Consider the following 16,433-nt stretch of genomic DNA (forward strand, 5'->3'; position numbering starts at 1 on the left):
TGCTTTACTTATATACGCCTCAAGTATAAAGTCATAGAGAAAATTGCTTCAGTTTGACCATCGGAAATCAATTTCCTTTGAAAGGAAATATTATTCAATGAAATACTTGGAATTTGATTAAGAATCATCAATGAGGCGTCAATAATTTGAGTATAGCGTCCTCGAATCGGCATGGTGATTTGATAAGCCTTCAAACGGCTTTGAGGAAAATCAACGATACGATATTCAGCTTCAGATATTTTCAAACCTGACTGCAACAAGATATCATTGATTTGACCAAGAATGTCAGGAATGGTTTTTTCAAGTGGAAAGCCAGCCTCAAATTCTGCCAATTGCTCAAGTGGATCAGATTGAGTGACAACATTAAGGACAGGCGGTTTGTCAGCCGTGACTTTCAGTTGAGAAATTTTTAATTCCAATTGATTTTTATTCTCATACAATGGAATCACAAAAAACAAGACAAGCAGAATATTTAAAATCAGGAAAAGTGCAATCAGACGCGCGCCATGACTGCTGCGCATCCACATCAATTTGAGATCAGAAATGATGATCTTATTCATGTTTTGCACCGCTCCAGACAAGATCCAATGAAAATTGAATGGGGTTCTCAGGCGTCTTATCGTTGATCTTCTGACGGATCAAGTAAGCACCAGAAAAATTCTGATTTTTCCAGAAAGATTTTGTGTAGTCTTGCAAAGCATCTTGATCTCTCACTTCACCGCTTATCCTGACTTTGGATGCTGCTGCATCAGGGCTGATTTCCAGAACAGCCACATCCTTGAATTGAGAAAATTCAATGCTTGAAAACAATTTATCCCAGGGCGTGTTCAACTGTTTTGATACACGTTCACCGATCTTCAAAGCCTCAGCAATTTGAGCTGGCTTGTCGTAAAACTCCACATTTTTACGGCGTTCTTTGGCCGTCATCGAAGCCATGCTTTCAATTTTGGCCTCTGACAGCTTCACATTTTCAAGCAAGCCAAAACCATAAATACACGAAGATACTGTGAAGATCGAAAGAAAAGCCAAGACGACCCATTCCATGGTGTTCGTCTTCTTTTGCCCACGCAAAAAATCCAGTTGCAATGATTTCATGATTTCATTTAACAGTCAGATCATGACTCTTTTTGTGCATTATTAAATTCTCTGGCGTGAAGTAATGTACACTCGCCAATGAATGGCTGATCTTTAAATTATTAGAGCTTGTAAAAACCACCATCTTTGAACTGTCCTGCTCTACATGGCTCAGCAAGTTTTCACGCTGAAGTAATACATCAATATGTGCATTTAAATCTTCAGGACAATACCTTTGATGCAAGCGCAAGAACTGGCCGTTCACAATTTCAAAATAAATGAACTGGCCTCCTTCTATCACGGCACAGCGTGTTTTATTTTCCGGTTTATTAAAAACTCTGTTGAACAGAACCATCAGGTATGGCTGAACCGAATCAAGTCCAAATCCATGACGCTTGCAACTGTCCTTAAGAGAAGAAATTAATTTTTCAGGAATTGCACTCGAAAAAATCGAGCGAGAATTCAAACCGGTATCCCAACTGAACTCCAAAGTACTTGCAAGTTGATCAAACACTTGACGGTATTTGTATTCAACATACACACGCTCTTCTTCAAAGGACTTGATTTCTGACTGTGATTCAAGCAACAAATACTGAACAAAAACATTCGACACCACCACTGTCAATCTGGCTGCTCGAGAATGTTTCTCTTTGTATTGGTCCAAGGCTCGATCAATGCTTTTCAGCGCATCATTTTGATCAAAGGGCATGACCAGCACACATGAATTTTCTTGTGTTTTTTTGCGGCTCGACTTGATGAAAGTCATGCTGTCAATCGACAGCCAAACCGTGACCTTTTCAGGAAACAAATGTGACACGATTGATCTCTCCCAGTGTCGTTTGTCCGGTGCGGACCAGCGCAAGCGCCGCCTCGCGCAGAAAAACGGTGCCATTATTTCGGGCCAAATCACGAATTTGCCTCGATGGCGAACGTGCAATGATCATCTCGCGGATCTCATCGGTCAGAATCATGATTTCAGACACCGCTTTGCGCCCTTTGAAACCTGTTCCCCTGCAATGCCCACAGCCTCTGCCAACAAAAAATGAGAAATCTGAAACGTTCAGAGGATCAAGACCGGAAGCCGTCAATGTTTCATCATCAGGCCGATGGGCTTGTTTGCAGTGGGGGCAAATGATACGCACCAACCTTTGCGCCATGATGCAATTGACGGCAGATACAAAACTGTAAAGATCAATGCCCATGTGCATGAATCGACCAATCACATCCAATACATTGTTGGCATGCACTGTGGTCAAAACAAGGTGTCCAGTCAACGCTGATTGAATCGCAATTTGGGCCGTTTCCGGATCACGAATTTCACCCACCATGATTTTGTCTGGATCATGACGCAAGATCGAGCGCAAACCTCTCGCGAAAGTCAAACCTTTTCGCTCATTGACAGGGATTTGCAAAATACCTGGCAGTTGATATTCAACAGGATCTTCAATCGTGATGATTTTGTCTTGGCCTGTATTGATTTCTGATATCGCGGCATACAGTGTGGTAGTTTTGCCGCTACCCGTAGGTCCAGTCACCAACAACATGCCGTAAGGCTCTTTGGACATTTTCCTCATCACAGAAATGGACTGATCATCAAAGCCCAATGTGGTGAAGTTCAGGCCACCGCCCTCTTCTGAAAGGTTTTTCTTGTCCAGAATTCGAAGTACGGCATCTTCACCATGGATACTGGGCATGATCGAGACACGCAGGTCAATTTCTCGACCGCGCATAGAAACACGCATACGACCATCTTGCGGCGTTCGTGTTTCACTGATATCCAGCTCAGATACCACTTTAATCCTCGATATGATTTGTTCAGCAATATGAACACCTTGCACCGAACTCACAGGTATCAAAACACCGTCAATGCGGTATTTGATGGTCAAACCGCTGCCGGTACATTCAAGGTGAATATCGCTGGTGCCCTGTTTCAATGCATCGTAAAGCGTAGAGTGGACCAACTTGACCACTGGACTCGTGTCTTCACTGATGGAGAGAATCGACAATTCCTCTACCTTGCTGCCTGCATCCTGATTTGACGTTTCGTTGTCAAAATCTGCATCCAATGCGCGCATGCTCTCTTCATGCAAAGCCAAGAATGCAGCAATATCTGCAGGATGCGCCAGATACCAGGCAACCGCATGACCCGCAATCGATTCCAACCTGCGCTGTACTTGTTCGTTGAACGGATCAGAAATCAATGCAATCAAGCCTTGACCATTCTTTTCTCTGAACAGCAAAGCGGCCAATTGGCTAGCGGTTGGATAATCCAGCAAATCGAACGCCGGATCCATCAAATTCATATTCGAGTTATCCATGACTGGATAATCAAATAAAAGTGCCAGATCTTGTAAGGCCTGGTAGGAATCCTTCTTCATCGAATCGGCCATGATTTCGATGATCGGACGCCCGGATTGCTGGGCAGCATTCCGTGCTTGTCGAATTTCAAGGGATGTCAATACAGTCATTTGATGCACATCAGGTTCATTGCAGGTTGCCTGCAATATCGAAAATCGGGAAATACATCACAACAACAATGCCGCCGATGACAATGCCAATCACGGCCATCAACAAGGGTTCAAACAGTCTGGTGAACCAATCAAGCCAACGCGAGACATCTTCATCGTAAAAGTCCGCAATGTGTTCTGTGAGCTCATCCAGGTTGCCTGTCTTCTCACCCACACGCAATAATTTGTAGCCTACGGGTGTTGTCAATCCGGCATCCTGCATCGATACAGAAACCGATTTACCCTCAGAAATGGCTTGCCGGGCTTTGCGCTCGCTGTGCAACATATCGGTCTTCAAAATACCTTCCAGCAAAACCATGGCCGGAACAATATTGATACCTGCTTTCAGCAAAATACTGATCGTTCTGTAAAACAAGGCCAATTGGTGCACACGAACCTGCTCACCCACCATGGGAATTTTGCTGAACAACTGCAATATCGACGACAGAAAGCCATGCTTTCTCATTTGGCGAACCATCAAGATCACAAGTCCTGTGAAAAAGGTCAAAAACAAAGCTGAATTCTCGCCAAGCCATGCGCCCCATTCCATCAACATTCTGGAAAAGAAAGGCAGATCTCGTCCCATGTCCTGGTAGATTTCACTGAACTTTGGCACGACATAAAACATCAAGAAAGAAAATACCAGAAAGCCCGAGATCATCAAAATAGCCGGATAAATGGAAGTATTGATGACTTTTTTGCGCAGGGTATCGATTTTTTCCTGATATTTGATGTATTCACTGATGGTGTCCGTGATACTGCCTGTCTTCTCACTCGCACGGATCAATTCGACATAAAGTTTAGGGAAATGATCCGGGTAGGACTCCAAGGCTTTAGACAATGTCCGGCCCTCATACAGCGTATTGAGAATGTCCTTGAGCATGCGCTTGGTGTCCTGAGAAGACTTCTCGTCGATCAAGGTCTCCAGAGACTCCACTTGGCTCATGCCTGCATTCAACAAGGCGAGTAACTCCTTGCTGAATACAGACAGCATGAAATTCTGTGACAGTTTGAATTCAGGCCACTTGAAGGCGCGCGACACCTGAATGGACAACACCTTAAAGCCGTCACGCTGGGCCAGCTCCTGCGCTTGTTCGCGTGTTGTCGCCACCACATCAACAAACGTGATTTGGCCTTGGTGATTGATCACTTTGACATTGAAGTTCATGTCAGATCGATTGAATCGATGTGGTCTTTAAATCGCGGTTTATTTTTTAGGAGATTCAGCTTGTTTGATTTTCTTGACCGCAGCCAAACTGGATTTGCTCAAATCAGAAAAAAGAGAGTTTTTAGCACCATGCACTGAAAGTCGGAACACGAAACGTGGACGTTTGCCCTCACATTCACCTGAGCGATTGATGGAAACGATGTAAGAATCAAATTTCCATTGATGTGCCATGGGTGGATTGTTGGCGCCGCTTGGTTTATTTTTTTCCGATTCTTTGATCTGATCGAGCAGTTTGATTTCATCACGAAGCAACTTCACTGCAGCGATTTCCTCGGCTGTTTTAGCCAGGGTCTCTTGTTTGTCAGCCAATTTGGTCGCTTCGGCCATTTTCAATTCATATTGCTGAGCGCGAAATTGTCCCTCAGAGATGGTCTCGGTCGGTTGCCCATATTCAGACAACAATGCGGCGTAGAACGGCCCATCGGTGTTCAGCGACTCTTCTGCAGCAGCGCAGTAAGTCCGCCTGATCCATGAAAGATAAGCCCTCTTGCTGGCCGGGACAAACGTCGAGATTTCAAAAGCAATCTTGTCATCGGGTGCCACTGCGATTTCTTCGGTGATCCAACCCACACCCCCGCCCTGTTTCAGCATTTTGACGTGTTTTTGATTCAGCTCGGACTCCCACTCTTTGAGTTTCCCGTCCGAAATCGCTTGCTTTTGTGCGTCTTGCAAGCGCTTTTGATCGGCTGTCATCGCTGTCAAAATGGTGCGCATGGCTTGCATGCGAATGTCAGCAGGCATCAAACAAATATCCCCAAGGCGCAAACCTTTCATGCCGTGCTTGGATGCGGTCTTGTTATCGATGGCCGCAGCACTGCAATCGGGTGCTGTCATGATCGACTTCCAGTTTTCAAAAAACTTGAAAACAACTTGTGAGGAGGTCTGAGGATTGTAAAAACCAGCACTGACCGGGTCCCAAGCAGTGGCAGCCACACCTGCTTGGGCAGCGAGTGACAACAAAGCAGCATTGATAATTTTCTTAGACATTTTGAAAAGAATTCTTTGAGATCAGTTAATTTTGAAAAATGAGTATCATTGAATCAATGATTTGCGATATTGCTCATATAAAACAGATACTTTTTTAACATAATTTTCTGTTTCTTTATATGGCGGAATTTGATAACCATACTTGATCACGGCGTTTTCACCAGCGTTGTAGGCAGCCACAGCCAGCTTCACGTTTTGGTTGAAAATAGCCAGCAAATAAGCCAAATAACGTGCACCGCCCATCAGATTTTCAGCCGGGTCGCGACGATTGGACACACCATAACGTCGAGCCGTTTCAGGCATCAATTGCATCAAACCCAAAGCACCTTTGGATGACATGGCGTTCTGGTCGTAATCAGACTCCACAGAAATGACGGCATGCAACAGCTCTGGCTGAACACCTGACTGATGGCTGGCGGCAGCCACAAGGCCTTCCAATTCTTTTCTTCGAACGCCACGGCTCAAAAACATTTTCGACTGATTCAATTTCGTCTCGTTGCCTGACACCAGTTCTGCCGGTGACTTCAACAACAACTCGTAATCGTTTGACAAGGGACGATCGGTCAAATGGATAACCCCCGTCGATACATCGTTGTACGCATAGGAATCAGCCCATGCTGTTGGCACAAGCATCAGCACGTCAACCATTAAAAATAAGGCAAATCGCAAATACATCTCTTGGCAAATCCGCGGTGAATCACCAATTGCTGACGTCAGCAGCATCTCCCTGACCCCCAGGTTGTCCGTCTTTTCCAAGGCTGGACAAATCAATTTCGCCATGTTCCCCTGGCATTTTGTAAAGATAAGGACGACCCCAAGGGTCCATAGGGACAGCTCTCTTCAAATAAGGTCCCGCCCAATTCACTTCATTGGCAGGGCGTTCATTCAACACGGCCAATCCCTGATCGCTGGAAGGGTAATGCCCCGTATCTATGCGGTATTGATCCAAAGCCTTTTCCAGAGCGTCAATTTGCGCTCGGGCTGCTTTGGTTTCTGATTTTCCAATTTGAGAAAAATAGCGTGGTCCAACATAACCGACCAGCAAACCAATGATGACCATCACCACCAACAGCTCAAGCAAAGTAAAGCCACGGTGACGAGATCGGTTACTTTTTAAATTGCGTTTGATCATGGTATTTATCAAGGGCTAAAAATAATGCCGCCTTCAGAAGATCTGAAGGCGGCATATCAGGCTGGTTTACTTATTTAGAAGTTCCAGAGATCGTCAGCGTTTGCTTGGAGTTGGCAACGCCGCCGCTGTTGTCGGTCACCGTCAAGGTGCCTGTGTAAGCGGTTTTGGCTGCCGTTGGCGCAAACTGCACAGTCACGGTACAGCTTGCAGCAACTGCCAAGGTCGCACCGCATGTTTTAGCAAGAACGGTGTAGGCACCGGCTGCAGGAGCGGTCGCGATGCTGGCAATCGTCAGAGCAGCTGCGCCGCTGTTGGTCAAGGTGGCGACCAGTGTTGATTTGGCGCCCGAAGCCACCACACCCGCACCGAAGTTCAAAGTACCCACCAAACCAGCCATTGGCACTGGCGCTGCAGAAGTGCCGGTGTATGCCATGGTTTGTGTTGTACCTGGAGTGCCACCGTTGTCATCGGTCACCACCAAGTTGGCTTTGTCCGTAGACAAACCGACCGTAGGCTTATACGACACCGTGATCGGGCAAGAAGCGCCCGCAGCCAGTGGTGAAACGCAGGTGTTGGCTTGCGTCAAGACACCATTGGTACCCGATGCATAGTTCATGGCAATGGAGGTGAATGCCAAAGGAACCACACCGGTGTTGGTCAGGGTAGCCGTTGTTGTGGTCGTCGAGTTCACAGCAGCTGGGCCGAATGTCGCAGCAGCGGTTGTCAACTGCGCTTGTGGCACAGCAACAACACCGCTCAATGCAATCAACTGGACCGTGTTGGCGTTACCGCCGGTGTCCGTGGTGAACTGCAAGTTTTGAGCATAAGTGCCCACCGCGTTGGTGTTCAAACTCACGGTGAAGGAACAAGAGGCGTTTTGAGCCAATGCACAAACAGAGCCCGACACAGAGAATGGCGCAGCAGTTGTCGGCACAGCCACATTCAGTGTTGTATTGGCACCACCGTTGTTGGTCACAGTGACCAATTGAGTGGCCGCAACCGCACCCAGCCTGTTGTTACCAAAGTTCACTGCCGAGACAGAGAAGCTGGCGTTAGACACCACAGCACCCACACCGGTCAAGGACACGGTTTGAGGACCGGCTGCACTTGCAATGGTCAAGGTGCCAGCTCGGGTGCCAGCAGAAGCAGGCTTGAGTGTCACATAGATGTTACAAGCTGCACCTGCTGCGAGTGTGGCTGGTGCCACAGGACAGGTGCCAGCACCTGCCACCACAGCGTAGTCAGCCAAGCTCGAAGTGATCGCGATGTTGCCCAGTGGCGCACCACCGGAGTTGGTCAGTGTCACCACCTGTGCAGGCGATGTGCCGTTGATGCTCACGGTACCAAAGTTCAGGGCAGTGGTCGACAGCGTGACCGCTGGGGCCAGACCTGCACCGGTCAAGGACACATTTTGCTGGGTACCTGCACGGCCCATGCTGTTGTCGGTCACCGTCAAAGTACCGGTGATAGCACCTGATGTGGACGGTTTGAAAAGCACACTGATCGTGCAACTTGCACCCGAAGCCAAATTACCGGACGTTGGGCAGGAGCCGCCTGTACCAGGAGCTGGTGTTGGGTTGCGCTGGAAGTCGTTTTGAGCACCCGTGTTGGACGTGAAGCTGATGGCGCTGATGGCCAATGGCATCACACCCGAGTTGGTCAGCGTGACCGTCTGCGCCGCGCTGGTCGAACCCACTGCCGCTGCCGCAAAGGTCAGCGACTGAGGATTCAGACCCCCTGTTGGCATCTCCGGATAGAACACGATGGGGCGCATCATGTCGTTCTCTTCGTGACCCAGCAAGTGGCAGTGCCACACGTATTCCCAGCCGAAGCTGTTGACCACGTTGGTCGTTTGCGCCACTGCGGCCACACCCGGTGGCGGTGCCACGGGGCTGAAGATACCCGTCGAGCCCGCTGGCACTGTCGGATCCAGCAAACGCAAGCTGTTAGGAATCGTGAATGGCAATGCCATGTCCGTTGCCGAGGGCTTGAGCGCCACAATGATGTCTTCAAACGGATTGGTACGGACTGTTTCTTTCCAACCAAATTCGTCTGCAAATGGCGGCTTGATCACGCCTGTCCAGTCCACACGGTTGATCAGCTGCACATCGAACAAGTGAAAGTGGATCGCGTGCGAGTCCACACCAATGTGCATGATGCGCCACAGGTACGTCGTGTTGCCCGTCAACACCTCTGTCGGTGGGTCCACGTAGTACGCCACACCCACCACAGGGCCTGCGCCCATGACAGGGGTCAGCGGGTTGGGCGTAGAGCCCAGCATCGCGTCCATGCGGCCGTATTCACGGTCAAAACCTTCAATCAGGTTCTTGCCGTCCAGCACCAAGGCACCGGTCAGCGTGGTCACAGCAGTCGCACCCGTTCCAGGGTTGCCTTTGCCAGCCACCAAGGTCACCAAAGGTGCGCTCAGGCAATTGATGGTGCCAGCATTAGCGCCCAGTGTGATCGAGCCGACCGAGCCGGTGATCACGTTGGAGGTGGCTGTGGCACCCGTGCCGCCGCCGCCCGTGATGGTCACGGTCGGTGCCAACAAGTAGCCCGAACCCGGGTTGGTCACATACACGCCGGTGACGATGCCGCCGGTCACTGTGGCCACGGCTGTGGCACCCGCACCGCCACCGCCCACTGCGGGGGTGATGGTGACTGTGGGGATCGTTGTGTAGCCTGTACCGCCGGTCACCAAGTTCACGCCCGTCAGGCCGTCCAGCGATGCGGTGGCCGTTGGGAATGCTGGCTTGAGGTTGGCATCCACGCAAGCGCCGCCAGACAATTTGACTGTCGGTGCTTTGTTGTAGCTTTGGCCTGGCGCGGTCACAACCACGCGATTGACCGTCTGTTTTGTGCCCGAGATGTTCAGCGACTCGTCCATCACGTTGGCGTAAACGTTGGTCACTGCAGTGTTGGGCACAACGCCCAGCGCGTTCGGGTAGAAGGTCTGCGGCACATGCGGTGGCTTTTGGGCCAGCAGGAATGCCTTGGGCAATTCAGACTTCAGTTTGGCCAAAGTGAATGCCGAAGCCGTTGCTGGCGCGCCCGTGATGCGAAACTGCATCACTGTGCGTGTGTTCGGACCGTAGCCTGGCTCTGTGTTGGGTGCACCGCCGCCGTCGGTTTGATCGCCGTCGTTGGTGTAGTAGTCGTTGCGGTTGTCCCACAAAGGCATGGGCGCTGGCGCATCGTTGTACATGATCAGCGCCGAGCCAGCAGGCACGCTGGAGAAGTCCACCACCACGTCTGCACGAACGGCAGAAGGCAGCATCAATGAACGGCTGGTGATGCCGTTCAAGGTCACGCTGCGCGTGTTGTGGTCAAAGTCCACGGGCTGCGAAGGCCACTGAGCCACCTGCGCGAGGAAACCCGCTTCGTTGCCAATTTGCAAGATGTCGGGACCGCTGTGCGCCCAGTAAGGCACACCACCGGCGCGACCATCTGTTGGCCAAGACGCAGGCATTGAGGCCGTATCGATCGTCATGTTGCCGACGCTCACGGTCAGACCGGCATACGCCTTGTAGTCCATGGCCGGAATCATCGAGACTTCTGTACACAATGACAGGTCAGTCACCGGATTGGGCAAGTCGCCTCGGCAAAGCACGCCATCCTTGGTCGATGCGTAATACATCTGCAAGTTCAAGAAACGGTCGTTGCTCGCGTTCAGCACGCGAAAGCGCGCCGCTGTCGATGGCAATTCCATGTACGGGAAAGCCGTGCCGTTGACCAGCATGGTGTCACCATAGGTCTCGGGAATCGCCGTGGGCGATGGCAACACATCGTTCATGGGCACTGCGGGCGGGTTCATCCACGGCGCGTAGTCCCAGCGACCCATCGGGTTGGCACCGTAGCTGTTGGTAGCCGGGTCATACCAAGTGTTGAAGGGGTCTTCGTTGGGCAAATACTCGTGCGGCAACCACAGGTCGCCGTGCTTGGAGTTGTTGACGTGCTTGAACCACAAAGGATCAGAGTCCTTGGTGGCAGGCATGCCCGCTGTTGCGCCGTTGGTGGGCAGCCCACCAGGCGTGGCGGTGCCGTTGGCCCCGGTGCCGTTGATGTCGCCGTTGACGAATGCTTTGTCCTGGATCACCAGCGGAATACCGTATTTGTATTCGGCGACGCTGCCGGTTGTGCTACTCAGCAGGTTTGATTGGTCAGGCAAAACGCCAGCCGGGATCGTGAACGATCCCGATGTGCCGCCTGTCATCAACAGGTCCTCCACCGGGTCCACAATCAGGTACGGTGCGGCCATGCCGGCGTAGACGTTCAAACGCGTCAAGCCCAAGGAGTGGTCGTGGTAGAACAGCAAACGACCGCTTTGGTTGTTGGTGTAATAGTACGTGCCAATGCCGTCGTTGGGTGCAGGCGTGAATTGGCCAGGACCTGTACCGATCATGTCCGGCACGTTCTGGAAACTGTCACCCTTCTTGTACACAGCGGGTTCGCCTGCAGGCGTGATCCACTGGTGCGGGGTGCCATCACTGATCCAAGGCGTCAAGCCGCCGTGCAGGTGAATGACCGCACGGTTGTCTGAATAATTGGCACAGGTGTTGGTGACCATCGGGTCACAAGGCGTGACCCCATCGGCGGCCAATGGCCCCATGCCCGCACCCATCAGGTTGCGGTCCATCGGCAAAGGCAAATAACCATTAAGGGCGCTCGAGAGATTCAGCTCGTTGAAGAATTTGAGCCGCACTGCCTTGCCACGCTTGGCCATGATCATCGGGCCAAGGTAATGGTTACTGGGATCGGTACCATTCTTTTGGTAAAAGCCCCGCAGCTTGGTGGCCGCAACACCTGTAGGCAAGTTCGAGTGCATTTGCTCGGTGTACTGCTTCAGGCCGATCTCGTAGTAGTCGTTGCCGGGGAATGTGGTCGTATCGGGCTTGGCCAAGGGAATGTATTGCCCAAGCTTGTTGGCGTTCAACGGCCCCACACCAGACACTGCGTCCACAAACTTCTTGAGCGGCGGGCTCACCGAGAAGTTGGGAATGCAGTAGTTGACACCCGGGTTGTAACCGGCAGCGCCAAGCGGGGGCGTCCAGGTTCCGTTGTAGGGCGTGACCAAAAATTGCGGATTCGTTGGCGAAATCGGCAAAGTGTTGTTGTACGCAGGGTTGGGCGGGTAGGTACACCCCGCCTGCTGCGCGCTGACGCTGGTCGATAGCACGCCCAGCATCAGTCCAAGGGCCGCCATTTGCGGCCACCTGGACTTCATGGAAAACAGGTACTTCATGGTTTGGTACTCAGTGGTTGGTATTTTTTTAAGCTCAGGTGCGGCATCAAGGTGCCACGCTGCTGGCCGCTTGTTCTCTCAATTGCTCACGCGAAACGATCACGGTTTGGGCGTGCTGCAAAGCATCCTGGCGTCGCGCGTGGTGTGTGCGGTTGGCCTGTGCTGGCGGGGTATTCGTACCCAGACCCGCAGGAATGTGCTCCGACCCACCCGGCAAGCGATTGCCAGAAGAATTATTGGATTTGCCGTTTTTGGCACCCCCATCTCCGGCAGAAGGCGTCGCCGCCATCACCGAACCCGCAAGCAAACAGGCCAACAAAGTGGCGGATCGAATCAAAATTTTCATTGTTTACAGCCCAAAAAGATTTCTTTCGTTAATTGACATAAATCAAGGCAAGCAGCATTGAATTTGTCAGATTTGGAAAATTATACATTTCAACGGCATTTGTAACCATCTTTTTTGTCACGGCCATCCATGGTCTCGCGGCATCAGCACTTGCACTTTTCAAGCGAGCGCCCGCAAGCAGCCCCAATACAGCGTCAAAATAGGTGAAGAAAACTCAAAATCAATTCATTTGTTTTAATTAACGTATTTTTATGTTTTCTCGTTTATCGAATAGAATGGCCGAAATTGTGATCTTTGATTCATTCGATTGAGCAAACTGATAACACCAAATTTATCAAGGTCTTTACCAGGGTCTTCTACATGACACACACCATCCACCACGCGATCCCATTCCAACGTCGCATTGCCTCGCTGTCTCTGGCTTTGGTCAGTTTGTTGGGCGGCTCTGCGGTGCTGGCCCAAAGCAGCGCCCCACCCCTGGCGTTGGAGGATGCACTGCGCATCGCCATCAGCTCGCACCCCACTGTGACCAGCCGTCGCAACGATGTGGCCGCGGCAGCAGCAAGGCTGGATGCCGCACAGCGCCAACGCTACCCCAACTTCCAAGCGCAAACAGGCAAGGACGTTTATGGCAATGCCACATCGTCCCTGCGCGTGGAACAACCGCTGTGGAATGCCGGGCGCATCAGCGCGGACATTGAAGGCGCAGAGGCCAGCATCCGCTCATCTGGCGCATCGGTGACGGTATCGCAGCAAGAAATCATGGGACGGGTGATCAATGCGTTCACCGATCTCGGGCGCACCCAAACTCGCCAACAGGTGGCACAGTCGAACGTGCAAGAGCACGAACGTCTGGCCGCCCTGATTGGCAGGCGCGTGGAAAGCCAGATCAGCCCCACCAGCGATGGCACCATGGCCAATGCCCGACTGTCGCAGGCGCGTGCCGAGTTGAACCAACTCAGCGCGCTGGCCGATCGCTCTCGCTCCAGCCTGACCCTGGCGCTGGGTCAAGCGGTCACCAACATCCAGACACCGGCGACACCCAACCTGAACGACATGAGCGAGTTGACTGTCCGTCAAAAAGCATTGGACTACTCGCCCGCACTGCGTCGCCTGACCGAAGAAGAGGCCGTCTCGAAGGCCGACATTGAATCGCGCAGCAGCGGCATGTGGCCCCAGATCAAGCTGCGTGTGGACCGCAACACGGGCGGATTCATCAGCAACACGCAAACCTACTTGGCCTTGGACTACCAGACAGGCGCAGGTCTGGTGGCCCAGTCTCAGATCAAGGAAGCACTGGCCAAACTCGAGAGCCTGCGCGCCTCGCGCGAGGCTGCAGAGCGCGATGCGCTGGAAGCGGTCACGGCCGATTGGGCTGATCTGAAATCACAGCAAATGCAATTGAAAGACTTGAGCAACCAAGTCGCAGCCACCACTGAAGTCTTTGACTCGACCATTCGCCAATACGCCGTGGGCCGCAAGACATGGATCGATGTGCTCAACGCACAGCGTGAAGTTGCGCAAGCCCGCTATGCACAAGCCGATGCCGAATGGGGCATCTTGCGCTCTGCCTTGCGCGTGAATTTGTCCACCGGCGACTTGAGTCCGCAATCTCTGGGTGTTTCGCTTGACGCTGCCAAACAATGATCTCTTCCCCATCTGAAACGCTCAACCCCACAGCAAACCCGGCTGACCCACTTTCGCAAGCCCTGACCCGCTTGGCCTCGATGCAGGGCCACGCAGTGCCTTGGCATCGCTTTGCGATGATGTCCGAGACGCTGGACGGTGCCCCTCTGGCGAATTTGGCGGTGCCTGAAAAAGCCATCGAGTTGTGGCGGGCACGCTTTCCAGCGTCGGATATTTTCGATGCGCAGTTTCCACTTTCGCCCAACGACGCGCCCGCGCTTTGGGTTTCACAAGAACGCACCGAGCCCGGTGAAGCCAATCTCTTGATTGTGTGCGGCATGGTCTCGACGGGTGCCCTCACTTGTGTGGACCCGCAGGGCAACTCGGTCAACCTGAGCCCCATGGACGCCAGCAGGGGGCGCGTGCTGGTCTTGCGCACCGACGAACCCTTGGCCAGGGAACGCGACAACGCATCCGGCACTGACGAGTTGGGCAGCGGCACCCACAAGGCTCAACGGCGCACGGCACGGCAATGGTTTCGCCATGCCATCTTCAAGCGCTGGCGCAGCTTTGTCGAAGGCGCAGTGACCACCCTGACGGTGAACGTGATCGCACTGGGCTCGTCGTTTTACAGCATGCAGATTTATGACCGCGTCGTGCCAACGCAGGGCTTTGCCACGCTGTGGGTGTTGACCATCGGCGTGTTGATGGCCATTTTGCTGGAACTGGCCATGCGCCAAGTGCGCAACCGCTTGATTGAAAGCGCCTGCAAAGCCATTGACGAAGAATTGTCGGGCGTGTTTTTTGGGCACGCCTTGGCCATTCGCATGGACCAACGCCCCCGCACCGTGGGCACCTTTGCAGCGCAAATCCGTCATTTCGAGATGGTGCGCAATTTCATGACATCGTCCACGCTGTTCATCTTTGCAGATGCACCGTTTGCGCTGATGTTCGTGGTTGTCATTGCCATCATCGCTGGTCCTGTCGCGGTGGTGCCGCTGATCTTCATCCCGATTTCGATCGTGGCGGGCTTAGGCTTTCGCGCCCGTTTGGCCAAGCTCACCGAAGTGCACATGCAAGAGTCCAACCGCAAGAGCGGTTTGCTGATCGAGGCCATTGATGGGATCGAATCCATCAAGGCTGCAGGTGCCGAATGGAAGATGTTGGACCGTTGGCGCGCCTTGACCCACTTGCTCGGTCGCGACGAAATGGCGATCAAAAACATCACCAACCTGTCCAGCAATTTGACACAAACCCTGCAACAACTGAGCTATGTCGGTCTGATCGCAGCGGGTGTGTTTGCCATCAACAAAGGCGACCTCACCGTGGGTGGGCTGATCGCTTGCACCATCATCAGCGGCCGCGCCCTGAGCCCGATTGCCCAGATCTCGGGCCTGCTGGTGCAATGGCAACAAGCGCAAACCGCACTGCGCGGCCTGGACGGCATCATGGCCATGCAACCGGACAGCCAAGCCGGTGAGCGCCGCATGGTTCCAGGCCAATGCTCGGGCAATCTGAACGTGCAGAAATTGAAGTTTGGCTACGGACCGGACGCCCCCGCACTGACCCTGGACGATTTGCGCATCTCGGCCGGTGAACGCGTGGCCGTGCTGGGCTCGGTGGGTTCGGGCAAAACCTCGCTGATCAAGGTCTTGTCGGGCTTGTACAAAGCCGCCGAAGGTCGCGTGCTGTTGGACAGCATCGACATGAACAACCTCGCGCCCGAGTTTGTGCGCGAGCACATCGGTTATTTGCCGCAGGATGTGCGTTTGTTCCAAGGCACATTGCGCGAAAACCTGGCGCTGGGCCTGCCCTCGCCCACCGATGAGCAAATCATGCTGGCCGCACGCACCACCGGATTGGACCGCCTCCTCAGCGGCCACCCCAAAGGTCTGGGCATCGAGATCTCCGAGGGCGGTCGAGGCTTGTCTGGCGGCCAACGTCAATTGGTGGGACTGACCCGCCTGGTGCTGGCGCAACCGCGCATCATGCTGCTGGACGAACCCACCGCCTCGATGGACCCGCAGCTGGAAGAGCTGGTGGCAGAGCGCGTGTTTGGCACCCGCCCCAAAGACACCACCTTGGTGGTCGTCACCCACAAGCCCGGCATGCTGCGCCACTTCAGCCGAATCATCATCCTGGACAAGGGCAAAGTGGTCGCCGATGGCCCCCGCGATGAGGTGTTGAAACGCCTGCGCGATTCACAACTACAGGCCCAACAGCAACGACAAGCCACAGCGAACACCGCTGGTGCCGCGCTGAGCCGCCCTCCCGTCAATCCAACATCCTGA

Annotated in this window: 12 protein-coding genes; 2 read left to right on the plus strand and 10 right to left on the minus strand. The window is 52.8% G+C overall.

The window, feature by feature from the left end:
- Positions 1-8: 8 nt before the first annotated feature.
- From B9Z52_RS10780 to B9Z52_RS10825, 10 genes are all read right to left on the minus strand, one after another.
- On the minus strand, positions 9-560 hold the full coding sequence (locus B9Z52_RS10780; protein ID WP_108413869.1) for a hypothetical protein: 552 nt from the start codon (positions 558-560) through the stop codon (positions 9-11).
- Positions 553-1,095 carry a hypothetical protein gene (locus B9Z52_RS10785; protein WP_108413870.1) on the minus strand — a complete coding sequence of 181 codons (543 nt, stop codon included), beginning with the start codon at positions 1,093-1,095 and terminating at the stop codon, positions 553-555. Before B9Z52_RS10785 ends, B9Z52_RS10780 begins: the two co-directional genes overlap by 8 nt.
- A 4-nt stretch (positions 1,096-1,099) precedes the next feature.
- Complete coding sequence (locus B9Z52_RS10790) at positions 1,100-1,840, minus strand: hypothetical protein (RefSeq protein ID WP_108413871.1); 741 nt, start codon at positions 1,838-1,840, stop codon at positions 1,100-1,102.
- Between the two features lie 31 nt (positions 1,841-1,871).
- Positions 1,872-3,542, minus strand: coding sequence for a GspE/PulE family protein (locus B9Z52_RS10795; protein ID WP_108413872.1), 1,671 nt, complete (start codon positions 3,540-3,542; stop codon positions 1,872-1,874).
- A gap of 16 nt (positions 3,543-3,558) precedes the next feature.
- Complete coding sequence (locus tag B9Z52_RS10800) at positions 3,559-4,749, minus strand: type II secretion system F family protein (RefSeq protein ID WP_108413873.1); 1,191 nt, start codon at positions 4,747-4,749, stop codon at positions 3,559-3,561.
- 39 nt (positions 4,750-4,788) lie between these two features.
- Positions 4,789-5,796 (minus strand): hypothetical protein, encoded by a 1,008-nt coding sequence (locus tag B9Z52_RS10805; protein ID WP_108413874.1) that lies wholly within the window; start codon positions 5,794-5,796, stop codon positions 4,789-4,791.
- 45 nt (positions 5,797-5,841) lie between these two features.
- Positions 5,842-6,552, minus strand: a complete 711-nt coding sequence (locus B9Z52_RS10810) for a lytic transglycosylase domain-containing protein (RefSeq protein ID WP_233251925.1) — start codon at positions 6,550-6,552, stop codon at positions 5,842-5,844.
- Entirely contained in the window at positions 6,494-6,928 is a 435-nt protein-coding gene (gene gspG, locus B9Z52_RS10815; RefSeq protein ID WP_108413875.1) for a type II secretion system major pseudopilin GspG, read from the minus strand. The genes B9Z52_RS10810 and gspG overlap by 59 nt, the downstream gene beginning before the upstream one ends.
- Before the next feature lie 70 nt (positions 6,929-6,998).
- On the minus strand, positions 6,999-12,170 hold the full coding sequence (locus tag B9Z52_RS10820) for a choice-of-anchor D domain-containing protein (protein WP_108413876.1): 5,172 nt from the start codon (positions 12,168-12,170) through the stop codon (positions 6,999-7,001).
- A gap of 46 nt (positions 12,171-12,216) precedes the next feature.
- On the minus strand, positions 12,217-12,516 hold the full coding sequence (locus tag B9Z52_RS10825; protein WP_108413877.1) for a hypothetical protein: 300 nt from the start codon (positions 12,514-12,516) through the stop codon (positions 12,217-12,219).
- A 360-nt stretch (positions 12,517-12,876) separates the two neighbouring features.
- Between B9Z52_RS10825 and B9Z52_RS10830 the strand changes: the two genes are divergently transcribed.
- Positions 12,877-14,163, plus strand: coding sequence for a TolC family protein (locus B9Z52_RS10830; protein ID WP_108413878.1), 1,287 nt, complete (start codon positions 12,877-12,879; stop codon positions 14,161-14,163).
- On the plus strand, positions 14,160-16,433 hold the full coding sequence (locus B9Z52_RS10835) for an ATP-binding cassette domain-containing protein (RefSeq protein ID WP_108413879.1): 2,274 nt from the start codon (positions 14,160-14,162) through the stop codon (positions 16,431-16,433). The genes B9Z52_RS10830 and B9Z52_RS10835 overlap by 4 nt, the downstream gene beginning before the upstream one ends.

Source organism: Limnohabitans sp. Jir72, assembly GCF_003063575.1.
Classification (GTDB): Bacteria; Pseudomonadota; Gammaproteobacteria; order Burkholderiales; family Burkholderiaceae_C; genus Limnohabitans_A.